This is a genomic window from Micromonospora sp. IBHARD003 (genome assembly GCF_056106285.1).
Genome location: NZ_JBWBBX010000001.1, coordinates 7,902,214 through 7,926,181 on the forward strand (window position 1 = coordinate 7,902,214; position 23,968 = coordinate 7,926,181).

22 protein-coding genes are annotated in these 23,968 nt (G+C 70.0%); 14 read left to right on the forward strand and 8 right to left on the reverse strand.

What is annotated here, in order from left to right:
- Positions 1-114 precede the first annotated feature (114 nt).
- From ACTWOL_RS34375 to ACTWOL_RS34385, 3 genes are all read right to left on the reverse strand, one after another.
- A complete protein-coding gene (locus tag ACTWOL_RS34375; protein WP_474301317.1) occupies positions 115-1,158 on the reverse strand; it encodes an ATP-binding protein in 1,044 nt (347 codons plus the stop codon).
- Between the two features lie 163 nt (positions 1,159-1,321).
- The gene (locus ACTWOL_RS34380; protein WP_474300802.1) at positions 1,322-2,830 is read right to left on the reverse strand and encodes a glutamate synthase subunit beta; all 1,509 of its coding nucleotides are present in this window, start codon (positions 2,828-2,830) and stop codon (positions 1,322-1,324) included.
- 207 nt (positions 2,831-3,037) lie between these two features.
- Entirely contained in the window at positions 3,038-3,496 is a 459-nt protein-coding gene (locus ACTWOL_RS34385) for a transglycosylase SLT domain-containing protein (protein ID WP_474300803.1), read from the reverse strand.
- Positions 3,497-3,884: 388 nt separating this feature from the next.
- On the opposite strand from ACTWOL_RS34385, the gene ACTWOL_RS34390 reads away from it, so the two are divergent.
- Complete coding sequence (locus tag ACTWOL_RS34390) at positions 3,885-4,226, forward strand: GNAT family N-acetyltransferase (protein WP_474300804.1); 342 nt, start codon at positions 3,885-3,887, stop codon at positions 4,224-4,226.
- 278 nt (positions 4,227-4,504) lie between these two features.
- Here ACTWOL_RS34390 and ACTWOL_RS34395 read toward each other — a convergent pair whose 3' ends face one another.
- Together ACTWOL_RS34395 and ACTWOL_RS34400 are read right to left on the reverse strand one after the other, a co-directional pair.
- The gene (locus ACTWOL_RS34395) at positions 4,505-5,389 is read right to left on the reverse strand and encodes a diacylglycerol/lipid kinase family protein (protein WP_474300805.1); all 885 of its coding nucleotides are present in this window, start codon (positions 5,387-5,389) and stop codon (positions 4,505-4,507) included.
- 76 nt (positions 5,390-5,465) lie between these two features.
- A complete protein-coding gene (locus tag ACTWOL_RS34400) occupies positions 5,466-7,064 on the reverse strand; it encodes an FAD-binding oxidoreductase (RefSeq protein WP_474300806.1) in 1,599 nt (532 codons plus the stop codon).
- Positions 7,065-7,141: 77 nt separating this feature from the next.
- On the opposite strand from ACTWOL_RS34400, the gene ACTWOL_RS34405 reads away from it, so the two are divergent.
- The 5 genes from ACTWOL_RS34405 (at position 7,142) to ACTWOL_RS34425 (ending at position 13,751) form a co-directional block, all read left to right on the forward strand.
- Positions 7,142-7,741, forward strand: coding sequence for a TetR/AcrR family transcriptional regulator (locus tag ACTWOL_RS34405; RefSeq protein ID WP_474300807.1), 600 nt, complete (start codon positions 7,142-7,144; stop codon positions 7,739-7,741).
- Complete coding sequence (locus tag ACTWOL_RS34410) at positions 7,738-9,300, forward strand: glycerol-3-phosphate dehydrogenase/oxidase (RefSeq protein ID WP_474300809.1); 1,563 nt, start codon at positions 7,738-7,740, stop codon at positions 9,298-9,300. The genes ACTWOL_RS34405 and ACTWOL_RS34410 overlap by 4 nt, the downstream gene beginning before the upstream one ends.
- A 254-nt stretch (positions 9,301-9,554) precedes the next feature.
- A complete protein-coding gene (gene tap, locus ACTWOL_RS34415) occupies positions 9,555-11,903 on the forward strand; it encodes a telomere-associated protein Tap (RefSeq protein WP_474300810.1) in 2,349 nt (782 codons plus the stop codon).
- 347 nt (positions 11,904-12,250) lie between these two features.
- A complete protein-coding gene (gene tpg, locus ACTWOL_RS34420) occupies positions 12,251-12,808 on the forward strand; it encodes a telomere-protecting terminal protein Tpg (RefSeq protein ID WP_474300811.1) in 558 nt (185 codons plus the stop codon).
- 88 nt (positions 12,809-12,896) lie between these two features.
- Entirely contained in the window at positions 12,897-13,751 is an 855-nt protein-coding gene (locus ACTWOL_RS34425; RefSeq protein ID WP_474300813.1) for an ATP-grasp domain-containing protein, read from the forward strand.
- A gap of 67 nt (positions 13,752-13,818) precedes the next feature.
- Here the strand turns inward: ACTWOL_RS34425 and ACTWOL_RS34430 are convergent, their stop codons facing one another.
- Complete coding sequence (locus ACTWOL_RS34430) at positions 13,819-14,427, reverse strand: helix-turn-helix domain-containing protein (RefSeq protein WP_474300814.1); 609 nt, start codon at positions 14,425-14,427, stop codon at positions 13,819-13,821.
- A gap of 87 nt (positions 14,428-14,514) precedes the next feature.
- Here ACTWOL_RS34430 and ACTWOL_RS34435 point away from each other — a divergent pair, with 87 nt between their 5' ends.
- The 4 genes from ACTWOL_RS34435 (at position 14,515) to ACTWOL_RS34450 (ending at position 16,977) form a co-directional block, all read left to right on the forward strand.
- Positions 14,515-15,141, forward strand: a complete 627-nt coding sequence (locus ACTWOL_RS34435) for a class I SAM-dependent methyltransferase (RefSeq protein ID WP_474300815.1) — start codon at positions 14,515-14,517, stop codon at positions 15,139-15,141.
- Between the two features lie 37 nt (positions 15,142-15,178).
- Complete coding sequence (locus tag ACTWOL_RS34440; protein ID WP_474300816.1) at positions 15,179-15,679, forward strand: DinB family protein; 501 nt, start codon at positions 15,179-15,181, stop codon at positions 15,677-15,679.
- A gap of 66 nt (positions 15,680-15,745) precedes the next feature.
- Positions 15,746-16,195 carry an SRPBCC family protein gene (locus ACTWOL_RS34445; RefSeq protein WP_474300817.1) on the forward strand — a complete coding sequence of 150 codons (450 nt, stop codon included), beginning with the start codon at positions 15,746-15,748 and terminating at the stop codon, positions 16,193-16,195.
- Positions 16,196-16,398: 203 nt separating this feature from the next.
- Positions 16,399-16,977: a suppressor of fused domain protein gene (locus tag ACTWOL_RS34450; protein WP_474300818.1), complete on the forward strand. Its 579-nt coding sequence runs from the start codon at positions 16,399-16,401 to the stop codon at positions 16,975-16,977.
- Between the two features lie 392 nt (positions 16,978-17,369).
- Here the strand turns inward: ACTWOL_RS34450 and ACTWOL_RS34455 are convergent, their stop codons facing one another.
- A complete protein-coding gene (locus tag ACTWOL_RS34455) occupies positions 17,370-17,828 on the reverse strand; it encodes a hypothetical protein (protein ID WP_406307182.1) in 459 nt (152 codons plus the stop codon).
- A gap of 208 nt (positions 17,829-18,036) precedes the next feature.
- On the reverse strand, positions 18,037-18,246 hold the full coding sequence (locus tag ACTWOL_RS34460; protein ID WP_474300819.1) for a hypothetical protein: 210 nt from the start codon (positions 18,244-18,246) through the stop codon (positions 18,037-18,039).
- A 715-nt stretch (positions 18,247-18,961) separates the two neighbouring features.
- Between ACTWOL_RS34460 and ACTWOL_RS34465 the strand changes: the two genes are divergently transcribed.
- From ACTWOL_RS34465 to ACTWOL_RS34480, 4 genes are all read left to right on the forward strand, one after another.
- Positions 18,962-19,978 (forward strand): serine/threonine-protein kinase, encoded by a 1,017-nt coding sequence (locus ACTWOL_RS34465; protein ID WP_474300820.1) that lies wholly within the window; start codon positions 18,962-18,964, stop codon positions 19,976-19,978.
- A gap of 135 nt (positions 19,979-20,113) precedes the next feature.
- Positions 20,114-20,734, forward strand: coding sequence for an L-threonylcarbamoyladenylate synthase (locus ACTWOL_RS34470; RefSeq protein ID WP_474300821.1), 621 nt, complete (start codon positions 20,114-20,116; stop codon positions 20,732-20,734).
- 810 nt (positions 20,735-21,544) lie between these two features.
- Positions 21,545-22,834, forward strand: coding sequence for an MFS transporter (locus ACTWOL_RS34475; protein WP_474300822.1), 1,290 nt, complete (start codon positions 21,545-21,547; stop codon positions 22,832-22,834).
- 109 nt (positions 22,835-22,943) lie between these two features.
- Positions 22,944-23,954 carry a glutathione S-transferase family protein gene (locus tag ACTWOL_RS34480; RefSeq protein ID WP_474300823.1) on the forward strand — a complete coding sequence of 337 codons (1,011 nt, stop codon included), beginning with the start codon at positions 22,944-22,946 and terminating at the stop codon, positions 23,952-23,954.
- Positions 23,955-23,968 lie beyond the last annotated feature (14 nt).

A 23,968-nucleotide genomic window follows, 5' to 3' on the forward strand; every position in this document is an offset into this window, starting at 1 on the left:
GGCAGATCTCGGCGCCGACTGCCGCGAGCGCAGGGTTGCGCCGGACCAGGGCGACTCCGGCGGCGAAGGCTTCCGCCGCCGGGTCGGGACGGTCCTAGCCGCGCGTGCGGCGGCTCATCGGCGGGCCTCCACGAGCCGGGGCATGTCCCGGGCCGCCTCGACGAGGAACCAGGCCGGCAGCACCGGCTGGCCGTGCTCGTCGTCGGCGATGACGGTCTGGGCGACCTCGACCGAGATCTCGGCGAGCTGCACGAGGAGCGACTTCGCGCGGTAGGCGGTCTGGCGGACCGCGTCGGACGCGTGCTCCTTGCTGGCCGGAAGCTCCTTGGTGAGCCGGCCGCGGAAGGCGTCGGCGAGGTAGTAGAGCAGATCGCGGTCCTCGATCCGGCGGGGCCAGGAGGCATCGCCCTTGATGATCGCCTCGATCCCGTACGCGTTGCGCACGATCTTCGCGTAGCCGCAGAAGGAGACGGCGTGCGCGGGCGTGAGGGTGCCGTGCGCGACGACCTTCAGCGTCTCCTCGTCGAGGGACGGGCCGAAGGAGTGCAGCGCGTCGGACAGCATGTGCCAGGAGCGCGGGGTGGAGAAGGGCTCCTCGGTCTTGGGCGGCTGCGACCACAGGTGGTCGGGCCGGTCGGTGACGTAGTCCAGCACCCAGGGGTGGATGCCGTGGCCCGCCGCCCACCGCAGCCAGTCGGTGGTGGTGGCCCGCAGATGCACATGGGTGAGCCGGTTCACCAGTGCCGAGGCGATGGGCCGGGCGAGCGCGTTGTCCGTGGCGCGGTTCCCAGCGCCGATCACGATCGACCCGGCGGGCAGCTCGTAACCGCCGATGCGGCGGTCGAGGATCAGTGAGTAGAACGCCTTCTGCACATCGGGGGTCGCCGCGTTCAGTTCGTCGAGGAACAGACAGTACGGGCTGTCCCGGGCGATGGTCTCGGGCGGGCAGAAGACGGACCGCCCGTCGCGGATCTGGGGCACTCCGATGAGGTCTTCGGGCGCCAGCTGGGTCCCCAGCAGGCTGACGCACTCCAGACCCAGAGACGCCGCGAAGTCCCTCACGAGTGACGACTTGCCGATGCCCGGCGCTCCCCACAGGAAGACGGGTCGCACCGTCGCAAGGCCGAGCAGCAGCTCGGGGATCTGAGCGGGGGTCACGGTGACGGCAGCCTGCAAGGACAACTCCTGGGGGCGGAAGGGGAAATGAGGGGAAAGGCGGACGGCGGTCGGCCGTGGTCCGTTCCGCGGGCATGGACAGTGTCGGCCGATCGGCGCCCGTGCCGCAGCTGAATTTCGCGTGCGCCCGCCGGTGCCTGTGCCGTCAGGCGACAAGAGGCCGGTCGGTGGGGGCGATGGGAGAGGGGAGCACGGTGGATCCCGTCAGATAGCGGTCCGCAGCGGCCGCCGCGGCCCGGCCCTCCGCGATGGCCCACACGACCAGGGACTGTCCGCGCCCGGCGTCTCCCGCGACGAACACTCCCGACGGCCCGCCGCCCCCGTTCGTGGCATCGTCGTCCGCCATGGCCGCGAAGGCCCCGTCGCGTGCGAAGTTGCCGCGGTCGTCCAGGGTGAGCCCCAGCTGTTCCGGCAGGCCGCTGCCCCGCTCTGGGCCGGAGAAGCCGAGTGCGATCAGCACCAGCTCCGCCGGTATCTCCTGCTCGGTGCCCGGCAGCGACTGTCGGGCCACCGGTTCGACCTTGGTCAGGCACAGCGCCCGTACATGCCCCGGCCGGCCCTCCTCGAAGTGCACGGTGGCGGAGGAGAAGAGCCTCGGGTCCGTGCCCTCCCGGCCCCGCGCCTCAGCGTGCGCGTGGGAGATCCGGTAGATCTTCGGATGCGTGACGGGCCAGGGCTGAGTGTCCGGGCGCGCCTCACCCGGCTCGGGATTGATGTCGAGCTGGATCACCGACGCCGCGCCCTGGCGCAGTGCCGTGCCGAGACAGTCCGATGCGGTGTCACCGCCGCCGACGATCACCACGTTCAGGCCCTCGGCACTGACGGGGGTGGCGGCGTAGTCGCCTTCCCGGACGCGGTTGGCGAAGGTCAGATAGTCCATGGCCTGGTGGATACCGCTCAGCTCGCGGCCGGGGACCGGCAGCTCCCGGCGCTCCATCGCCCCCACCGCGACGACCACGGCGTCATGACGTCTGAGCAGCTCCCTGGCGTCGAGATCACGTCCGACGTCCACACAAGTGCGGAACTTGGTGCCCTCTGCCCGCATCTGCTCGATACGGCGGTCCAGGTACTGCTTCTCCATCTTGAACTCGGGGATGCCGTAGCGCAGCAGTCCGCCGACGCGGTCGGCACGCTCGTACACGGCGACGGTGTGCCCGGTGCGGGTGAGCTGCTGTGCTGCGGCCAGACCGGCCGGCCCCGAGCCGATGACGGCGACCGACTTCCCGCTGAGCCGGTCCGGAGGCTGCGGTGGCGTGTACCCGCGCTCCCATGCCTGGTCGGCGATCGCCTGCTCGACGTTCTTGATCGTCACCGGGTCGGTGTTGATGGCCAGCACACAGGCGTCCTCGCACGGCGCCGGGCACAGCCGTCCCGTGAACTCGGGGAAGTTGTTGGTGGCGTGCAGTCGCTCGGCCGCGGCCTGCCAGTCGCCCCGCCTCGCGTAGGCGTTCCACTCCGGGATGAGGTTCCCCAGCGGGCAGCCGCTGTGGCAGAACGGGATGCCGCAGTCCATACAGCGCCCCGCCTGCTCGGACACGAGAGGAAGGAGGGCCTGCCCGGCGTAGACCTCGTGCCAGTCACGGAGCCGCTCCTCGACGGGGCGCGCCGGGACGGGCCGACGGGGGAACTTGAGGAAGCCGCGGGGGTCGGTCATGCGCCGCCTCCGTCACTCACTAGCGGTGCATTACGGCGGTCTGACCAGCGTACGCCTGCTTTGTTCCGTTATCACCGCCCGGTAGCCCGAATCCCCGCCCCGTCCCACGGGCCCGAGCGCACGCCGGGGGAGTGGCGACGATCACAGCCCGGCGGTCGTCGACCGCCGGGCTGCTTATGGGTGATTTCGGGTGATATCGACCAGGGGTCAGTAAGGCCCGTTGACGTTGTCGATCGACCCGTAGCGCTTGGCCGCGTAATTGCAGGCGGCGGTAATGTTGGCAATTGGGTCGTAGATGTCCCAAGAAGTGCCGTCTACGTGGTATGTCCGAAATGTGGGGTCAATTACCTGCATGAGACCTTTGGAGGGAATGCCCTTCTTGGCGTTCGAGTCCCAGAGGTTGATGGCAAAGGGATCGCCGCTCGACTCGCGCATCAGATTGCGGTGGATCCCGTCATAGCTCCCCGGAATTCCCTTCGCCTCCATGACGCGCAGTGCGTGGTCGATCCACGCGTCAAGCCGCTGAGAACTCACGGGAGTTGCCGACGCCTGGGCCGGGAAGGCGGCCGCGCTCACACCGAGCAGAACGGCGGCCCCGGCGGCGCCGCCGGTCACGTAACGGAAGGCCTTGGACTTGGCCCGCTGGGCAAGGGGAGACAGCCGCATTTTGCCGGCCTTTCGCGTGGATCGTGTGAGTGTGGGTCCCGTGAGGCGGTTGATAGTGGAATGGGGAATATCCGCCAGGGATTTCCCAGCATCCGAATGAAGACGGTCCACGGCAAGTGCCGGTTTCTGTGATTGCTGCCACAAGAGTCTGAATTGGGTAGGAGCGTCCGGGCGGCCTTTCCGGAGGAAAGGGACATCCCTCGCTGCCGCGACAGAGTGAAGGGTGGTGGCGGCCGGCCCTGGGCGCGCCCTGCGGGCGCATGCCTCCCCCAGGCCGCGTAGGCCCCCGCCTCCCGGTCATGCAGTGCCACCCTGAGCCCGGGCGTCGGCACCTGGTCACCCTCGTAATGTGCATGACAGCGCCTCGAATCCTGCGGATACTCGGCCCATGGACGAGCGCGTCGAGATGGCCGATGGCCGTGTACTGCGCCGGTGGACGGCCGCCGATGCCGCTGCGCTGATGACGGCGTTCGCCGATCCGCTGATGCGAGAGCAGTCCCCCGACCCCGTCGACTCGCTGCCCCGTGCCGAGCGCTGGATCGCTCGGCGAAATGAGCAATGGGACGCGGGAAGTGCCTTTTCCTTCGCCGTGGTTGACGGATGGCGCGCCGTTCTCGGCCATGTTTCCGTCGGCTCGGTCGACCGCCGTCATTCGGTCGGCTGGGTGTCGTACTGGACGTCGCCGGCGGCGCGGGCAATGGCGTCGCCACCCTTGCCTGCCGCTCCCTAAGGACTGTCCCGCAATACCCGCCAGGCGCGCGACGACAGCTACGGCGCCTCGCTACGTTGTCGAACCACCCGAGTGCATCCAGTACAAGGGTGATCCTTCGCCTTGCGATGCACCGCATCTGACGCCGCAGAAGCTCGCATACGACGGCCTGCGTTATGACGTGGAAACTCACGCCCGCCTCGCGACGGACACCGAGCCGCCGCCTTCTTGAAATGCGCGGCACCACACGGGAGTTCCGTCGGCATCGCCGGCGCTCTCGCACAGAGCGTCGGCGAGGCTCAGTGAAGAACCTTGAGAGCTCCGGGCTGCACGCGGGCAGTGACCGGAAGCGTGGCGTCGACCTCGCCGTCCGTGCCGTAGGGCACAGGACGATCGGCCTCGATCCGCACCTCCTTGCCCTGCAGGATCTCGACCTCGGGCCGTGCCACATGGGCGCCCGTCTTCAGTTCGTTCATCATGGCGAAGAAGAGGTGCCTGGGCGCATGCCGGATGACGACGACATCGAGGAGACCGTCGTCGATCCGCGCCCCCGGAGCGATCAGGCGTCCGGAGCCGTAGTAGCCGGAGTTGGCCGCGACCACGGTGTAGCCGCGGCGCTCGTACGGCACCCCGTCGACGGTGATCCGGTACGTGGCCGGCCGCCAGCTCACCACCGCCCGCAGGCCGCCCGCGTAGTACGAGGCCGCCCCGCGCAGCAGCTTCGCGTTGTTGGCGTGCAGGTTGGCGACCGCGTCGACCCCGGCGTAGACACTGCCCAGCACGGACGTCCTGGGGTGGACGGCCGATTCGACCTCGATGGTGTCGACGGGCTTGGGCGAGCCGTTCAGCAGCAGCTCGGCCAGGGCCGAGGTGTCGGTGGGCAGCCCCAGCGCACGGGCGAAGTCATTGCCACGCCCCGCGGGGACGAGGCCGAGGACCGCCTCCGTGCCGCTCAGGGCACCACCGACACAGCCGGCCATTCCGTCGCCGCCGACGGCGAGCACGACCCGCCCCCGCTCGCCGGCCTCACGCGCCAGCTCCTGTGCGTGCGCCAGGCTCCGGCTGTACTGCGTGTCGAGCTCGGCACCGGCCTCCCGCAGCTGCCGGGCCAGCCCCAGCAGCGCGGCGGCCGTACCGCTGGAACCCCCAGCGGTGGGGTTGACGACGGCGGTGAACTGTCGCATGGATGCGCCTTTCGGAAGGCCGGCCGGGGACGGGTCGGGGGCGGGCGGGAGACGGGTGGGAGCGAGCGGGGGTCGGTCAGCGCGGGGGGATGAGTATGCCCGGGTTGAGCACGCCCGTGGGGTCGAGCTCGGCCTTGACGGCCTGCAGGATGCGCACCCCCACGGGGCCGATCTCACGGGCGAACCAGTCGCGGTGGTCGGTGCCGACGCCGTGGTGGTGGCTGATGGTTCCCCCGGCGGCGAGGATCGCGTCGTTCGCGGCCTGCTTGACCGGAGCCCAGTGGGCGACCGGGTCCTCACCCTGAGCCGAGACCACGGTGAAGTAGAGCGACGCGCCGTTCTCGTAGACGTGCGAGATATGGCACATGACCAGCGGCGGGGTGCCGGCTTCGGTGAGCGTGGCCGTCAGCGCCTGGCGCACCGCGTCGTAGAGAGCCGGCAGGCCCGACCAGAACGTGGCGGTCTCCAGGGTCTCGGCGAAGGCCCCGGCGTCCAGCAGCGCGTCCCGCAGATAGGGGGCGTTGTAGCGCCCGTGCGCCCAGCGCTCACCCGGCGCTTCGCCGGCGAACTCGCCGCCGCAGTCGAGCAGCACCTTCCGCGCCTGCTCGCGCCGCTCCGCGGTGTCCTCGGAGGTGCCCTCGTATCCCGCGATCGCCATGCAGCCGGCGGCCGACGGCTCCGCGCTGCCGATCCGGTCGGGCTGTGCCAGACCGATGAACGTCTCGGACTCGTCCGACAGACGCAGCACGGTCGGCCGCGGGCCGTCCTGGGCGAGCCTGCGCAGCGCCGCGGCGCCCGCCTCGAACGAAGGGAAGCGCCAGCCCTCGTACACACGCACCTGTGGCAGGGGCCTGATCCGCACCGTCACCGAGGTGATCACGCCGAGGGCGCCCTCGGAGCCGAGGAGCAGCTGGCGCAGATCCGGTCCCGCGGCCGAGCGCGGCGCACGACCGGTCTCAAGGGTCCCCTCGGGCGTGGCGGCGGTGAGGCCGAGCACCATCTCGTCGAAGCGGCCGTAGCCGGCGGATGCCTGGCCGCTGGAGCGGGCCGCGGCGAACCCGCCGATGGTGGCCCACTCGTACGACTGCGGGAAGTGGCCCAGTGTGAAGCCCCGCTCGTTGAGCAGTGCCTCGGCCTGCGGCGCCCGCAGCCCCACCTGGAGGGTGGCCGTGCGCGAGACCTCGTCCAGGGCGGTCAGGGCGTCCAGCCGGCGCAGGTCCAGCGCGACGAACTTCCGCCCGCCCCGCGGTGCGAGACCGCCGACGACGGAGGTGCCGCCGCCGAACGGCACTGCGGCCAGGCCCAGTTCCGCGCAGGCACGCAGCACGGCGTGGACCTCGTCGTGGCTGCCGGGGAGCACGACGGCCGCAGGGATGTCGTCGGTCTCACCGGCGCGGATGCGCAGCAGGTCGGGAGTCGACTTGCCGCGGGTGTGCCGGATGCGGCTCTCCGCGTCGGTCCGTACGTGCGCGGGCCCGCCCACGCAGTCGGCGAGCGCCTGCAGGTCCTTGTCGGTGAGCGGTGAGGCTGGGACTGCGATGTCCGCGAGCTCCGCCGGGCCCTTCTCACGCGGCGTGACACCGAGCAGGTCGCGCAGCAGACCGGTCACCGAATCAGGCAGCGGGGCCGCCTTGGCCGGGTCTCCCCAGCCGCTCCACAACATGTCGGTCGACATCACTTGAGTGTTTCCTCACCGTCGGTTTCGCGGGGGCGCAGTGCCGCGCGGCCTGCACTGGCATTACACTGTGACAGATGACGCCCATTCGTCACAACCATGCGGACCAAGATGCCGTACTCGACGCGGCACGCGACTGCGTCCTGGCCGTCGGCGTGCGTCGCACCACGCTCACCGACATCGCACGGCGCGCAGGTGTCTCCCGGATGACGCTCTACCGACGCTGGCCCGACGTGCGCACGCTCGTCGGTGATCTGATGACCAGGGAATGGATCAGCGTCGCGGTCGCCGCCATGCCCACGGCGCGGCCGGACAGTCCCACACGGATGCGGCTCGTCGACGGTCTGGTGGCCGGCGTCGGTGCCTTCCGGGCCCATCCGCTGTTCCACAAGATCCTCGACGTCGATCCCGAACTGCTGCTGCCCTATGTGCTCGACCGCCGCGGCGCGAGCCAGGACGCCCTGCTCGGACTCATCACCGGGGCCCTGAAGGAGGGCCACGCCGACGGATCCGTCCGCGTGGAGCACATCGACCTGCAGGCCCGTTCGCTCCTGCTCGTCGTCCAGTCCTTCACGCTCTCGCTGCGCACGATGACCGACGAGGCCGACCCCCGCCTCACCGACGCCGCCTTCCTCGAAGAGCTGCGGACCCTTCTGGAGAGGATCCTCATCCCATGAGCCGCCCCGCCGGCCCCGCCGCTTCCTCCTCGCTCAGCGCGTCCCGCCGCGCCGGCGAACTCGCCCAGCTGGCCGACGGCGCCGAGGTCGACGTCCTCGTCGTCGGACTCGGCGCGACCGGCGCCGGCGCCGCACTCGACGCCGCGACGCGTGGCCTGAGCGTCGCCGCCATCGATGCCCACGACCTCGCCTTCGGCACCTCCCGGTGGAGCTCCAAGCTGATCCACGGGGGACTGCGCTATCTGGCCACCGGCCAGCTCGACGTCGCCCACGAAAGCGCCGTCGAGCGCGGAATCCTGATGGAACGCACCGCCCCCCACCTCGTGCGTGCCCGGCCGTTCGTCCTGCCGCTCACCCCGCTCGTCTCACGCGGCCAGGCCGCTCTCGCCCAGGCCGGATTCCGCGCCGGAGACCTGCTGCGCCTCGCCGCCCGCACCTCGCGGAGCACCCTTCCCGCCCCCCGTACGCTCTCCGCGGTCGAGACCCGCCACATGGCGCCCGCCCTGCGTCCGACCGGACTGCGCGGCGGGCTGCTGTCGTGGGACGGACAACTCTCCGACGACGCCCGCCTGGTCACCGCGATCGCCAGGACCGCGGCCGCCCATGGTGCCCGTATCCTCACCCGCACCCGCGCGTTGGGCCTGACCGGCAGCGGTGCCACGGTCCGCGACGAACTCACCGGCGAGACGCTCGAGATCCGGGCCCGCGCCGTGATCAACGCGACGGGCGTCTGGGCCGGTGGCCTCATCGACGACGTCCGGCTGCGCCCCTCCCGGGGCACCCATCTCGTGCTCCGATCCGAGGACCTCGGGGACCTCTCGGCCGGCATGCACATCCCGATCCCGGGGGAGAGCAACCGGTTCGTCCTGGTCCTGCCGCAGGGCGACGGCCGGGTGTACGTCGGGCTCACCGACGAACCGGTCGACGGCGACATTCCCGACGTGCCCGAAGTCCCCGAGACGGACATCGGCTTCCTGCTCGACACCCTCGGCTCCGCGCTCGACGTGACGCTCACCCGAGACGACGTCGTCGGTGCCTTCGCCGGGCTCCGGCCGCTCCTCGACACAAGCGGCACCGCGGGCTCCGGCCGCACCGCCGACATCTCCCGCAAGCACGCGGTGCTCACCTCGGCGGACGGCGTCGTCACCGTCGTCGGCGGCAAGCTCACGACCTATCGCCGCATGGCCGAGGACGCCGTCGACGCCGCCGTCACCGCGCGCCGTCTGGCCGCCGGGCCGTGCCGGACCGCCCGCACCCCCCTGGTCGGCGCCGCACGTCCCGGCACCCTCGCGGCACTCAGTGCGCCTCGGCGGCTGGTGCGCCGCTACGGGACCGAGGCCCCGGCCGTCCACGCACTGGGTCTCGCCGACCCGGCGCTGGCCGAGCCGGCCGTCCCGGGCCACCCCGTCACCCGGGCGGAACTGCTGTGGGCCGTCCGCCACGAGGGCGCTCTGGACACGGCCGACCTCCTCGACCGCCGCACCCGCATCGGCCTCGTTCCCGAAGACCGGCAGAAGGCCCTCGATGCCGCGGCCGAGGCCCTGGCGGATAGCGCGTGATGCGCATGCCCGCCTGAGCGGACTGCACGGCACGCCGAACGACCTGGGCCGGCCACCTGTCCCGCGAACTCCGCGGGACGGGTGCCGGCTTGCGCAGGCGCGACCGGTGAGGGAGCGGTGGCGGCCCAGGTGTTCGCGTCCAACCGCCAGGGGCCCGACGGAGAGCCCGATCGGGCAACCGACCGCAGGGTCATGTGCGTTCGGCGTTGGGCCCGATGTGCGTTTGGTCTAGGGTGGCCGCGGAGGTGGTTTCCGTGTCCCATGAGCAGGACGCGCTGTTCGCTTCGGTAGACGCCCTGCTCGCACAGGCGGCGCAGGAGGCACTGCCCGAACCGGGGGAGCGCAAGCGGCTGCGCGAAGCGGCCGGTCTCAGCCAGGACCAGGTCGCCACGGCCCTCGCCGTGCGGCGCGAGACGGTGACCGGCTGGGAGTCGGGCAGGACCGAGCCACGGCCGCCGAAGCGCGCCGCGTACATCCGCCTCCTGCAGGGCCTCGCCGCGCGTCACCCCACCCCTTCATGCGAGACGCCGGCTCCCACCCCGCCGGCACCGGCGACCTCACCCGGCACCGCCCCGAACACGGCCGCGCGTCCCGGCCGGGAGACGGTGCCCGTGCCTGCCCGCGCTCCCGGACAGCACCCTGCGCCCCGTCCGGAGAAGAGGCCCGGGGCCGTACCGGAACAGAGCCCCCGAGCCGCGCCGGAACAAGACCCCCCGCCCGCGCCGCCCGGTTCCGCATCGACGGACCCCGCACCCGGCGCAGCGGGCTCCGCTCCCGTTTCCCCGCGCACCTCACAGGGGAACAGCCGGCCGGCCCCGCGCCGTGCGCACCCGGCGAAAACCGCAGCGGTGGAGACCGCAGCGGAGAAGACGCCCACGCCCCCGGCGGCCGTCGAGCACATCAACGGCCCGCTCGGCGTGCTCGACGCCGACGGAACGCTTCACTGCGCCGGCGGTCTCCTGCTCGACTGCCCGGCCACGACCGTCCCCGCTCTGGTGGACTGGACCCTGACCGAGGCCGGGCTGGGCGCGCCCCGGCTCCATCGCTCGGGCAGGGACGCGGATCCGCTGATCGTCGTCACCGCCGCGGCGGCCGAACGCCTCGGCCTGCCTCCGGCCCTGGAGGACCGGCGCGGACTTCGCCTCCCGGACGACCACGCCGTCGTCCGCCAGATCGGCAAGGCGGGTTGGAAGCTGACCCGCCGCGGATTCGGCCCCTGGGCGAGGATCTACCGGCCGGCGCAGTCGGGCAGGCGGCGCTGTGTCCAGCTCGCCGTACTGCCATGGGGCGCGCTCGACGCACGCTCCTGGGCGGACGCGGACCGGCTGCCGGCCGCGGAACTCGCCCGTGTCCTGTGCGACTACGCGACACGGGTGCTCACCCCGTGCGGCTCGACCGCCGTGACCGGTCTGGAGCTGATGACCGCTCTGCGCCCGCCCACCCGCGCGGTCAAGGACGACGCGTCGGGCACCTGGGTCTCCGGCCCCAACCCCGGCTCCCTCACCGAAGCGTTCGATCCGGCACCCCCCGAGGCTCCGGACGAGCATCCGGTCGTCGCCGCCCTGTATCCGCGTGGCCACCGGCGCACCCCCGACGAGGTGATGGACGAGGAGGCGTACGACTGGATCCGGGATCCACAGCTGCTGACCGACACCGAATGCACGAGGACCCACGCGGTCGGCATCGACATCAACATGGCCTTCGCCGCGGCCGCGAACCGCCTCAACATCGGACTCGGGGCGCCGGCGCACGTCATGAAACCGGCCTTCGACGCCAAACTGCCCGGCACCTGGCTGGTCGACCTGTCGGGGATCGAGCTAGACCCCCGCCTGCCCTCACCGTTCACACCGGACGGCAACCGCCCTGACGGACCGGCCTGGTACGCGACGTCCACTGTCGCTTACGCCGCCGAGCTCATCCGCACCTACGGCCTGCCCGTGACGCTCGCACCGCTCGAGGCCTACGTCCGGCCCGACCACGGCCCCTATCTCGACCCGTGGTACCAGCGTCTCAACGAGGCGTACAAGACGACGATGGCCGGCCTCGGCGTCGTGACGGGCATGGACGAGGCCGACTTCCTCGCCGCCATGCGGACCTGCAAACAGCGCGACCCGGGACAGGCCATGGTGCTGTCCGCGATCAAGGCGACGGTGAAGGGCGGGATCGGCAAGCTCCGCGAGCGCCCGCAAGGAGCCCAGTACCGGCCGGGGGAGCGGTGGCCCGCCCTGGAACGACCGACATGGAGCCCGCACATCCGCGCCGAGCTCATCGGAAAAGCCCGCACCAGTCAGCACCGGAAGATCGTCAAAACAGCAGTCGCCACCCAGTCCGCGCCCGCACCGCAAGGCCATCTCCATTTCGCCGAGGACGCGTTGTTGCCCGTGGCACTGCTGTCGGACTGCGCCGTCTACCTCTCGGACGGGCCGTCTCCGCTGGACTTCCTGCCGCGCGCTCCCGACGGCACGCCCGCTCCCGGTACGTTCCGGCTCGGAGTGAGTCCCGGCATGGTCAAACACGAGGGCACCCAATCACTGATCTGGGCCGTGCGGATGCTCGACGAGGGCCACAATCCCGCCCGGCACATCAAGGACGCCGACGTGTAGGTACTCAGCTCCTCCAGAGCGGTGCGACTGTGCTCGGCCAGGGCATCGCGGACGCGGCAAGCCCATCAGCCGAGGCGACTTCCTCCCCGGCCACGACCGGCGGGCCGTCCACGAGAGTATTGCCCGCGTCGGAACCGTGATGGACTTCATCGCCTGGTTCGACCAGACCTGGAGTCCCGACGAAGCCCGGCAAAGCGATGCCGTATGAGGAAATGGCAGAGAAGCGACACGAACACTGCGGGACACCTGCTGAGACAGCAGCATGAGCAGCAGGTCACCGCGGTCCGGAATGACAACGGCGGCCGGAACCTGCACGACGCCGTGAGTGAAGGAGAACAGGCCAACCCATGGGCATCCTCGAGGACAGTCTCGACAGGGCCGAAGCCGCCACCTTCACGCGTGCCTTGCCGAAGTCCGCGCTTGCGCAGATGAAGTTCCTCATGAGGGTCGAGAGGGGCTCCACGAAGGCGGTCGCCCTGCGCCTGGCGATCTCGCAGCGCACCGTCGAGCGCTATCTCACCGGCCAGATCAAGCGGCCCCGCGCTGATCTCGCCGCTCGCCTCGTGACCGAGGTCCGCAAGGACTGGCAGCCCCGGGTGAGAGCGCGGGCCAGACAGCAGGCGGCCACCTCGACGGGGATCGTCATCGAGACCCGCGCGCGGTTCGGTTTCACCGCGGCACCCGGCAGCACCGACGACAGCCGGATCCGGCTGATCACACAGCATCTGCCGCCCGCCTATGCGGCCCGCCTCCTCGATGCCCGGGCCGCCGGTGCCACCGAGCAGCAACTGCAGGGCATCGCGGCCGAAGGGCTCCAGGAGGAGTACTTCAAAGACCGCAACCGCCGCGCTCCCGGCCTCCTGGTGGATTTCACCGACATCGACTTCGTCGAATTCGACTACTGACCGGCGTCAGGCCTGTCTTCGGGCCCGGCCTGACCGCTCAGCCGAAGCGCGTCGGCCGTGTTGACCCCGAGGTGTGGGCCCGAATGCCGTGGACGGTTCGGCCGAATCGATGGCATCGTCAGCGATCGTGACGGAGCAAGGTTTCCTGGCGTTGGCGCCGCAATACTCCACGACAGCCCAACTGCTCTCGATGTCGGCGCATCGGCGGGGGATGGACGTGGAAGTTCTTCCCGCCCATGGTGGTGCGGGCACCGCGCGGGGGAGGCGTGGTGGCCACTACTATGGCGGCCCCGCTTTCGCGGCACACATCGTTGACGCCCTTGAGGTCGCACTCTTGGAGCCATCTGACGACTGGCTGGCCACATTGCCCTACGAGTACACCGGACGGCGCATCGCCATGGCGACCCTGGGGGAGGCGCGCCTTCTGCCCCGGCCGGCGTTCGTCAAGCCGCCCAGTGACAAAAGCTTCCCGGCCGCCGTCTACGCCAGCGGTGGCTGCCTCCCGACAGGGCCGGAGCTGCCACCGGACGTGCCGGCCCAGATCAGCGACGTGGTGACCTGGGCAGCGGAGTTTCGCCTGTACCTCCTGGACGGCGAGGTCCGCACGGGTTCGCAGTACGCCACCTTCGGCCGTCTCGACGCCGAGCGGCTGGACGGGCACCGCCATGAAGACGCTGTCCTGGAGTTCGCGGACGATCTCCTGGCCACGTGCGGCGGTGGCCTGCCCAGCGCTGTGGTGGTCGACATCGGGCTCCTGGCCACACCTGAGCATGGCGCCGCCGACCAGTGGGCGGTGGTCGAGGCGAACATGGCCTGGTTCAGCAATTGTTATGCCGCAGATCCTGACCGGGCCCTGGACGTCGTCCTGCGCTCAGCTGGTCCGCGGACACAGCTGGCGGAGCGAGACCGCCGGTTTTGCCGGAGCATCGAGCCGGCAGGCTGAAATGCCGGCGTGATCACTCACAACAACCGCGCCGACCCGACGATCGGTGCCAAGTGCCGTGCGGAGTTCACCGTCGGCTCCCGGCCTGCGGCGATCGGTGGGAGTCGCTGCGTACGTGCGCACGCACCCCCTGCAGGCCGAACAGAATGAGGAGTTCAACCACGCCGCCGTCGGCGCTGCCCAGCCAGTGGGGCAGGGACGTGTCGAACTCGGCTGCCTCACCGGGCGGCAGTGTCAGGTCGCGTTCGCCGATCACGAGCCGCAGGCGTCCATTGAGTACGTAGAGCCACTCGAAGCCTTCGTGGCTCTGCGGGGTCGGTTCGAGTGGTCCCGGCGCGGCGGGGATGATCATCTTGAACGCGTGCACCCCGCCCGGTCGCCGGGACAGGGGCACGAACGTCATCCCGAACCGCCTGATCGGCTTGAGGTGTATCCGGGGATCGCCAGTACGCGGGGCACCGACGAGGTCGTCCAACGGAACGTCATAGGTACGGGCCAGCGGCAGCAGCAGTTCCAGGCTCGCTCGGCGCTGCCCGCTCTCCAGCCGGGACAGAGTGCTCTCCGACACGCCGGTCATCGCCGCGAGGTCGGCGAGGGTGATGCCGCGGTCACGACGCAGCGCGCGAAGGCGCGGCCCCACCGCGTCGAGCACGTCGTCGTCGGTTCTGCGTTCCATCTGGCCATCTTGCCGGAACCGCAAGATTCCGTGCCAGGTCGTGGGGTGCCTGGCAAGACTGACTGCATACCGACGCAAGGAGTCTTGATGAGCACCACTGATGCGATCGCGTTCTGGGACGGCGTCCACGCGGCCCGACCGGCAGCCGGCGGCCCGCAGCCGAATGCCCGCCTCACCGAGACGGTGACGGGCCTTCCGACCGGTGACGCGTTGGACCTCGGATGCGGTGACGGCGGCGACGCGCTGTGGCTCGCCCGTCTGGGGTGGCACGTCACCGCCGTCGACATCTCGGCCGTGGCGGTCGAGCGGCTCGCAGCCCTCGCCGGCTCACACGGCCTGGGCGACCGCGTCACCACCGTGCGGCACGACTTGCACAAGTCTTTCCCGCCCGGCGGATTCGACCTGGTCTGCGCCCACTACCTGCACACCCCCTTTGACCTGGACCGGGCGACCGTCCTGCGCTCGGCCGCGCACGCACTGCGCCCGGGCGGGCGGCTGTTGGTCGTCGACCACGGCTCGGCCGCGGCGTGGTCCTGGAACCAGGATCCCGAGGTCCGCTACCCGAGCCCACAGGAAGTCGCCGCGGGTATCAACCTGGCCCCGCACACATGGACCGTCGAGCGGGCCGACAGATCCGGCCGGACCGCGACCGGACCGGACGGGCGCCCCGCTCAGGTCACCGACCACGTCCTCCTCATCCGCCGCACCGCCTGATACGCCGCCCGCCCCCGACGAAGGAAGGGAGACCACGGTGCCCAGCACCACGCGCCGCAACCGCCGCCGCGATACTCCGCCGCCCCGGACCGGTGGCAACGAGACCGAGACCCTGCGCGGATTCCTCGACTACCTCCGGACCTCGATCGCCGCGAAGACCGACGGCGCCCCCGAACCGCAGGTGCGAACAGCCGTGGTGCCGTCGGGCACGAACCTGCTCGGCCTGCTCAACCACCTGAGTTTCGTCGAGCGCTCGATGTTCCTCGGCGACGACGTCACCGACTGGCAGGCGACGTTCCACGCCGCACCGGCGGACAGCGTGGCCGATGTCGTCGCCCGCTACCGAGACGCGGTCAAGCGCGCGAACGCCGTTCTCGACGGATGCACCGATCTCGGCGCACCGGTTCCCCGACCGGGGTCGGACCGCCCCGCTCCCAGCATCCGCTGGGCGCTCACCCACATGATCGAGGAGACCGGCCGGCACGCGGGCCACGCGGACATCCTCCGCGAACTCATCGACGGCACGACCGGTCGCTGATACCGCGTCGACCGCGTCCTCTTGGCCGCGGACGCCGCCCGCATCCACTCACAGGAGCCCACCAGCATGCACAGTTACGACGTCACAGTGACCACCTGCGCATCGCCGGAAATCGTCTGGAAGCTGCTGGTCGACGCCGCAAGCTGGCCACTGTGGTCCAAGGTGGACAGTCTGGATACGAAACGGTCGGTCGACCTCGACCCCGGCGGCGACGACGGCATCGGTGCCGTTCGGGCTTTCCGGACGGGACGCATCGTGACCGGTGAGCGGCTGACCGAAAAGGTCGAGCCACGCCTCTTGGCCTACGAAGACGCGTTCAACTCGTCGATGTTCAACTACCACGCGCGCATCGAGCTGAAGCCGACGGCGAGCTCAGGCACGGTCATCCACTGGTACGGCGAGTACGAGACGAGCTGGCTGTTGGGCTGGGTCATGCCGCGCTACCTCCAGAAGTTCATGCAGAGCATGGCGGAAGGGCTGGCCCGCTACGCCGAAGAGTGCCAACCGGCTCAGTAGTGCCTACGCCAATGCCTTCGCCGCAGCGCGCGTTCAGCCTGGGCCCGCCCGAGCACATCGCGGCGGATCATCCGGGAGCCCCGGGGTTGGAGACTGGTGGGCTCGCCTGTTGAGGTGTCGCGTATTCGGAGCTGACGTCGGCAGCCCCATGACGCTGAGTGAGCTGTCAGGGGCGGTCGATCGCGGTCCGGCATGATCGCGCGGTGAGTGATGCGAGGCTGCTGGCCGCAGAGTCTGTTGAGTCACATGTCCGGGTGTTCTTCGAGAGGCACTCCGTGGAGGTCGTCGACTGCGACCTCGGGCGGGAACGGCGAGCGGTGGTGCCCGATCTGCGAGTTCTCGTTGTGGGGCCCGGTCCCCGCAGCGACGGCTGGGCCTATGTGACCGCCGGGTGCTGGGCCGCGATGGAGAAGGACGGTCATGGACTCGAGTTCGTCATGACGGCCCATGTCCGCGACCAGAGGTTCATCGAGCTCATGGCGATGATCGCCTACTACCACTGCGGAGGACATCAGCTCGACCTGGAGCACAGCATGCCGATCGGTGAACCGTGGGTGCCGGGTTCAACCTGCGATCACCTACTGATCAGCTTGCCCTATCTCCACGGACCCGACCTTGAACACTGCCCGCTTCCTGGGGGACACGCTCGCATCCTGTGGACGCTGCCTGTGACGACCGCCGAGATCGAGTTCCGCAGGCGCCACGGCCACGAGGCGTTGGAGCAGCTCTTCGACGAGGCAGAGATCATCCCCACCGATCCTTTCAGGGCGTCGGTCGCCTGAGTTTCCGGCCTCCGGCGGTCACCGTTTGCGGTCTCCGGGGCGTATCGGCTCCAGGTTCCGTTCCGCCGGCCTCGGTGACGAGGCGGGTGGCGGTCTTGTCGTCATAGCCGAGGGCCTTCGCGATGACAATGACCATGGTGGATCCCCTTGAGGTCATCAGCAGGCCGGCCCCGGCCTCACCAAGGTGGGGTGGGTCAGGCCGGAGTGGCGGTACTCGCGCAGGTCCCAGCCAGTGCCCGGCCCGTGCACCGCGGTGTGCTCATCAAGCAGCGCGCGGGCCTGCCCGTACGAGAGGCAGGCTCTGGGCTTTCACGAGTACGGCCCAGTAGTCGAAAAATACGGACGCCTCCCGTCCTCCAACTCCGGGAGGCGGGGGCGTCGTCGTACCTAGCTCACGTCTGGCACTGCTTCGTCACGGCTCCGCTCCAGTTGCTCCACGCCCCGCCGGCCGGCCTCACATGCACCCGGATTTCGGCGGTGGCGTTGACGGGGCCGCAGACGCGGTCGGTGTTGCCGATCTCGAACGGGCCGATCGTGGACCTGCGCTGGACGATCGTGCGGCCGTTGCCGAGCTTGACCCAGTGGCCGCCTTCGCGGATCCGGAAATACGCTTCGTAGTCGACGTAGGAGGCGTGGGCGCGGGAGTTGGTGATGACGGCGTGGGCGGTGATGTTCCGCATGAAGACGTGGCCGTCCTTCCACCGTTCGGCGGAGATACAGCCCTGTGCGCCGATGTTCTGGGTCGAGACGGCGCCTCCGCAGGCAATGGCGGCGGCGTGGGCGTCTGCCGGCAGTGCCAGCGCGGTCAACAGGGCTGCTCCTGCTGTGGCGGCGAGTTGTTTCAGTTTCATGGGTTCCTCTCGGTCGGGGTGTGCCGAAGACCAGACTGCCAGTCAGACCATGCGCCGGTACTCGTTCCATGCCTTTGCAGCGGTCAGCATCCCGGTCATCCACGGCTCCGGATCGTCAGCGGTGATCTCCTCCGGACGCTGACGGTGGCCGCCGTGAACGCGTCCAGGCCCTCCTTCGTCGCCGTGGCCCACGCGGGCACTGGGAGGCCTATCGCTCCGCCTTACGGGGCGTGTGACCCTCCCTGATGAGCCACACCGCCCATAGGGCAGGGTCGATCCATCCCGCGCCGTACGACGTCCACGCCCAGTCGACCGGTACGGCCCGGTCCTGGGCGATCAGGACGTTGGTGGGAAACCAATCCGTGTGCAGCAGAATGTCCCCGGCGACAAGCTCCGGCGTGGGACTGTGGTTCTTCATCCGGTCCGGAACCGACCGCATCACGATGTCCGGCTTTCTGGTGTTCCCCCAGCCGCGTCATGACGTCCACGACCAACGGAAGGTCGTCGGAGCCGGGGACGTAGACCGCCTGGCGGCCGTCGATGTCCTCGGAGGCGAGCAGATCCCACCCGGCCTCCTGGACGTGCCACAGCAGGGCCGGGGCGACGTCGCGTACGTAGGGAGCCACGTCGGCTTCCCGCTGCTGCGTCCACGCCCGTTTGTGTTCCTGTCGCAACCCCTTGACGAAGACCGTGCCGCCGGGGGTATGGACGCGGACGGCGATCTCGCTGTTGAGGCCGCCGGAGAGGTTTTCCGTCTTCAAAACGCGGTCGGCCCGCAGCTCGGTCTCGCATCACTCAACGTGAGACCGAGTTCTCGGCGACAAGGAATACGTGACACCTCAACATCCGAGCCCACCAGTCCCAAGCACCGTCTCGTACACGGCCTGGATCGGGTTACGGGCGAATCGAACAACTGGTCGATACTCCGACCGGTACATACCGGGATCACTCGATAGAATTCGGGCACGGAGGAGTGGCCTGGCCGGCCGGGTCCGAATCGGTCCGCAGAAGCGGCTGCGGTGCTGTGGTGATGACGGCCACGGGGTCGATGAGACCCATGGGGCGGTCGGGGCGGCGGCCTCCGCACCTGGCCGCGCGTGGCTCCCGCCCCTCCGAGGAAGCGACGGTGACCCATGACGGAACCGGCATCGAACGACGTGAGCCCGTACGCGGGACGGCCCTCCGGCCTGGTCGGCGAGCAGATCGCGGGCTACCGCGTGGAGCGCGAGATCGGACGCGGTGGAATGGCCGTCGTGTACAGCGCCAGGGACCTGCGCCTCGACCGCACCGTCGCGCTGAAGCTCCTCGCTCCCGAGCTGGCCCGCAACGACACCTTCCGCCGCCGCTTCACCCACGAGTCGCGCGTGGCCGCCGCGATCGACCACCCCCACATCGTGCCGATCTTCGAGGCCGGCGAGACCGAGGGGATCCTCTACATCGCCATGCGTTACGTCTCAGGGCTGGACCTGCGAGCCCTGCTGGACCGGGACGGCCCGCTTCCGCTCGTGACCGCCATCCGCATCGCCGGGCAGGTGGCGTCCGCTCTCGACGCGGCCCATGAACACGATCTGGTGCACCGGGACGTCAAACCCGGCAACATCCTGGTCGCCAAGGGCACCGATATCGACCATCCCGAGCATGTGTACCTCACCGATTTCGGTCTGACGAAGAAGTCGCTTTCGCTCACCGGGTTCACCACCGTCGGAGAATTCGTCGGCACACTCGACTACGTGGCGCCGGAACAGATCTCGGGCCGCCCGGTGGACGCCCGGTGCGACCTCTACAGCCTCGCCTGCGTCGTCTACGAGACCCTCACCGGCAAGCCGCCGTTCCAGCGCGACGAGGACATCGCACTGCTGTGGGCGCATCAGTACGACCAGCCGCCGCCGCTGTCCGAGAAGCGGCAGGGGACCGGACCGGCCCTGGACGACGTCCTGGCGAAGGCGCTGGCGAAGGTGCCGGACGACCGTTTCGACTCCTGCCTCGAGTTCGTGGCCGCCATGCGCACCGCCACCGCGGGTGGTGAGAGCGCGGCCGGTCACCAGCCGACCCGGGTGGACACCCTCGTCTCGGCTGTCCCGGCACACTCCGGACCACCACCGGACCCGCCCGAATGGGCCCGGCCGGTCTTCCGTCGCCCGTCCGGATAGCGCTACCCGCAGGGGCAGGGGCAGGGACGGCAGCAGGGGCCTGGGGGGGCGGGCCGCACATCGCCCGTACTCACGCGGGGTGACGTGGAGGTCCGCCGGACGGCATCAGCGGGCCGGGTCACGTAGGCTCCGGCAATGGCGAAATACTTCGATGTTCACCCCGAGAACCCGCAACGACGCATCATCGGCAACGTGGCGGACCTGATCCGCTCCGGGGCGCTCGTCGCGTACCCCACCGACTCCTGCTTCGCCCTGGGCTGCCGGGTGGGCGACCGTGACGGCATCGCCCGGATCAGGGCGATCCGCAACCTCGACGACCGTCACCACTTCACCCTCGTGTGCCAGAACTTCGCACAACTGGGCCAGTTCGTGCGGCTCGACAACGATGTGTTCCGCGCGGTCAAGGCGGCGACGCCCGGCAGCTACACGTTCATCCTCCCCGCGACGAGGGAGGTGCCGCGCCAGCTGCTCCACCCGAAGAAGAAGACCGTCGGCGTACGGATCCCCGACCATGTCGTCACCCAGGCCCTGCTCGCCGAGCTCGGTGAACCGCTCCTCTCCAGCACGCTCCTGCTGCCCGACGAGGAAGAGCCCCTGACACAGGGGTGGGAGATCAAGGAGCGGCTTGACCATGTGGTTGACGCGGTGCTCGACTCGGGCGACTGCGGCACGGAGCCGACCACCGTCATCGACTTCTCCAGCGGCGAGCCCGAGATCGTACGCCTCGGCGCCGGTGACACCACGCGCTTCTCATAGACCAGGCCCGACCACACAAGCAGTCAATCGCCCGCCGTGCGTGCGCGGTTCACGTTCGCAAGCATCCGGGTGCTGCGCCGCCCGGGCATCGGGGCCCCTCCTTCGTCAGGGGTGACGGCGGGCGGCAGCCGGTCGGGTGTGAGCAGGGCAGAGGCCACCTGCGCCATCCACGTATGAGCGGTACCGCACCCGAGCAGCGAGGCCGGGGCGCGTGGTGTGGTCGTGAGCGCCGGTCCGTCCCGGCTCCCGCGCTGAGCACAACTCCCTTGCCCCCAAGGTCGTAGAGCTGTTTCAGCCAATTCGTGGCTGACCTCCGAGGCCATTGACAGCCCCCGCGTGCATTCCGTCTACTGCTCACGCACCACTCGACCAAAGTTCAACACGTGTCATGTGGCGAAGGGCCAACCATGAAGGTGCAGGGGGCCGGCACTGACCTCCAATCGGCGGTACGCATTCCACATGCGCACCGCCCGAGGCGATCAGGAGCCCATCGCCGCCGGGAACCCGGCTTTCCTGGAGCGGCAGTTCGAGTGTGACGAGGGCGCCCCACACGGACCCGCACGCTCGACTCCGATTCCTCCGCGCGAAGGACCCGCGGGCCCGTGTGCGGCCCGTCCCCAGGAGTTGAGCCCCCGGAATTTCCGGCCAGAGGCCTTCCACTCACCCCGCCGACCGCGATCCGAGCACGCGCCACATGCCCTCGGCCGTCCCGCCCCGCAGGGTGCACACAACCCCTGCCACAGGACACCGTCACCCACCTGCCGGCCCGGCGCTCCCGCAGGAGCCAACCGTCCTTTCGAGGAGACCATGATGACCGCTGGGGAACGCCCTGGCCGCAACATTCCCAAAGCTCCCCCGAAACGCCGCGGTACCTTCTTCACGACCTCACTGCCCCGCGGTGCGGGCATCGGGTGGTTCGGCACGGCCGCCCTGGTCAACGCCGTGGGTACCGGCTTCTTCTACCCGTACCAGCTGCTCTTCTTCCTCGGCGTGACCGAACTCCCGCTCACCACCATCGGGATCGGCCTCACCTCGGCGACCCTGCTGGCCCTGCCGGCCGTGCTCCTCGTGGGCCGGTGGGTCGACCGCTTCGGGACCCGCGTGTCCCTGGTCGCCGCGGCACTCCTCCGTGCGGTCGTCTTCGTCGCGTATCTGTACGTCCACAACGTCACGCTGTTCATCGCACTCGCCTTCGTGGCGGCGGTGGCCCAGCGGACGGAACAGGTGTCGATGCCCGTGCTGGCCGCCGGGATCGCCCCCGAAGGCCAGCTCGGAAGCTGGCTCGCACTGACCAAGGTCGCCTTCAACGCGGGCATAGGCTGCGGCGGGCTGCTGGCCGGACTCGCTCTCGTCCAGACGTCCAGCCACGCGGGGTTCGTCACGGTCGGTCTGCTCAACGCCGGCAGCTTCGCCCTGACGGCACTCCTCTACCTGCCGCTCCCAACGGTCTGTTCCCCAGCCACGGGACCGCTGCCTTCCGGCAGCCGGCCCTGGCGCGATCCGCTCTTCCTCAGGCTCGCCACGGTCAACTTCCTCCTCATCACCGTCATCGTCACCACCGAAGTGGGCCTGCCCGTCTACCTGATCGACAAGGTGGACACCCCGGCCTGGACCGTGGGCTTGGTCTTCGCCATGAACACGATCCTGATGGTGCTGTTCCAGCTCCCCGTGAGCGACCGCCTGAGAAGCCGCCCACCTCTGCGGGTGGTCGCGGTGGGCAGCATCCTGCACGCCGCACTGCTCATCGTGCTCGGCCTGGCCGGACACCTGCCGTTCGAGGTGCTGCTGCCGCTGATCGGCATGGCGGTGATCGTCTACACCCTCGGTGAGATCCTGGTCACCCAAGTCCTCTCCGTGCTTCTCGTCGCACTGTCACCGGACCACGAGCGCGGCGTCTACCAGGCCTTCAACCAGGTTCTCGTCGGACTCTCGCTGGCCGTGGCACCCCTGCTCGCAGCCCTTCTGCTCACCCATGCACCGGCGGGGCTGTGGTGGCTGCTCGGTGTGGTGACGGCCGTGATCCCCATCGGCATGCTGCGCATGGACCGGCGATCGGGCGCCGCGATCGCTACCGCGACGGGACAGGCGGGTCCCCGCTGACCACGTGAACACCGAGGTAACGGTGGGGCGTGCCCGGCGATGCCAGCAGCCTCGGCTCGTTCGGACCATCGGGCCGTTCACGCCTGCGATCCGGGGGTAGTCCCACCATGTGAGCTATGTGAAACCCGGCGGGGAGTACTCGCGCGACAGCCGTTACCTCACCACCCGGATCACCGCTGACGGACGGGACGGATTCCCTGTGGAGCCGGGCCGCTATCGTCTGGTGGTCAGCCGTGCCTGTCCATGGGCGAGCAGGGCGGTGATCGTACGGCGATTGCTCGGGCTCGAGAAGTCGCTGCCCATGGCCATCGCCGGCCCCACCCACGACGAGCGCAGCTGGACGTTCGACCTCGACCCCGGCGGTCGTGACCCGGTGCTCGGCATCGAACGGCTGCGGGAGGCGTACCTCGCCCGCGATCCCGGCTACGACCGGGGCATCACGGTGCCCGCAATCGTCGACGTGCAAAGCGGCGCGGTGGCGACCAACGACTTCCCCCAGCTCACGATCGACCTGTCACTGGAATGGACGCGGTACCACCGCGAGGGAGCACCGCAGCTGTACCCGCCCGCTTCGCGGTCCGAGATCGACGCGGTCGACGAGGTGGTCTACAAGGACGTGAACAACGGCGTGTACAGGGCCGGGTTCGCCGGGTCACAGGAGGCGTACGCCACGGCCTACGAGCGCCTCTTCGCCCGGCTCGACTGGCTCTCCGAGCGGCTCGAAGGCTCCCGCTACCTCGTCGGTGACACTCTCACCGAGGCAGACGTCCGGCTGTTCACCACGCTGGTGCGCTTCGACTCCGTCTATCACGGTCACTTCAAGTGCAATCGGCACAAGCTGTCCGAGATGCCGGTGCTGTGGGCGTACGCGCGTGACCTGTTCCAGACACCGGGCTTCGGCGACACGGTCGACTTCGACCACATCAAGCGGCACTACTACATCGTGCATTCCGACATCAACCCGACCGGGATCGTACCGGCCGGCCCGGATCTGACGGGCTGGCTCGAGCCGCACGGCAGGGCGGCGCTGGGCGGACAGCCATTCGGCGAGGGGACGCCGCCCGGGCCGGTCACTCCCGAGGAGGCGGTGCCGGCCGGCCACACGTCTTCAGCCGGCTGAGCCGGCGTCCGCCC

Coding starts and splice junctions, on each gene's coding strand:
- ACTWOL_RS34390 (WP_474300804.1), top strand. CDS start 3,885: ATGGACGAGCGCGTCGAGATGGCCGATGGCCGTGTACTGCGCCGGTGG.
- ACTWOL_RS34385 (WP_474300803.1), bottom strand. CDS start 3,496: ATGCGGCTGTCTCCCCTTGCCCAGCGGGCCAAGTCCAAGGCCTTCCGT.
- tpg (WP_474300811.1), top strand. CDS start 12,251: ATGGGCATCCTCGAGGACAGTCTCGACAGGGCCGAAGCCGCCACCTTC.
- ACTWOL_RS34460 (WP_474300819.1), bottom strand. CDS start 18,246: ATGAAGAACCACAGTCCCACGCCGGAGCTTGTCGCCGGGGACATTCTG.
- ACTWOL_RS34395 (WP_474300805.1), bottom strand. CDS start 5,389: ATGCGACAGTTCACCGCCGTCGTCAACCCCACCGCTGGGGGTTCCAGC.
- ACTWOL_RS34400 (WP_474300806.1), bottom strand. CDS start 7,064: ATGTCGACCGACATGTTGTGGAGCGGCTGGGGAGACCCGGCCAAGGCG.
- ACTWOL_RS34380 (WP_474300802.1), bottom strand. CDS start 2,830: ATGACCGACCCCCGCGGCTTCCTCAAGTTCCCCCGTCGGCCCGTCCCG.
- ACTWOL_RS34455 (WP_406307182.1), bottom strand. CDS start 17,828: ATGAAACTGAAACAACTCGCCGCCACAGCAGGAGCAGCCCTGTTGACC.
- ACTWOL_RS34445 (WP_474300817.1), top strand. CDS start 15,746: ATGCACAGTTACGACGTCACAGTGACCACCTGCGCATCGCCGGAAATC.
- ACTWOL_RS34465 (WP_474300820.1), top strand. CDS start 18,962: ATGACGGAACCGGCATCGAACGACGTGAGCCCGTACGCGGGACGGCCC.
- ACTWOL_RS34470 (WP_474300821.1), top strand. CDS start 20,114: ATGGCGAAATACTTCGATGTTCACCCCGAGAACCCGCAACGACGCATC.
- ACTWOL_RS34405 (WP_474300807.1), top strand. CDS start 7,142: ATGACGCCCATTCGTCACAACCATGCGGACCAAGATGCCGTACTCGAC.
- ACTWOL_RS34410 (WP_474300809.1), top strand. CDS start 7,738: ATGAGCCGCCCCGCCGGCCCCGCCGCTTCCTCCTCGCTCAGCGCGTCC.
- ACTWOL_RS34435 (WP_474300815.1), top strand. CDS start 14,515: ATGAGCACCACTGATGCGATCGCGTTCTGGGACGGCGTCCACGCGGCC.
- ACTWOL_RS34475 (WP_474300822.1), top strand. CDS start 21,545: ATGACCGCTGGGGAACGCCCTGGCCGCAACATTCCCAAAGCTCCCCCG.
- ACTWOL_RS34430 (WP_474300814.1), bottom strand. CDS start 14,427: ATGGAACGCAGAACCGACGACGACGTGCTCGACGCGGTGGGGCCGCGC.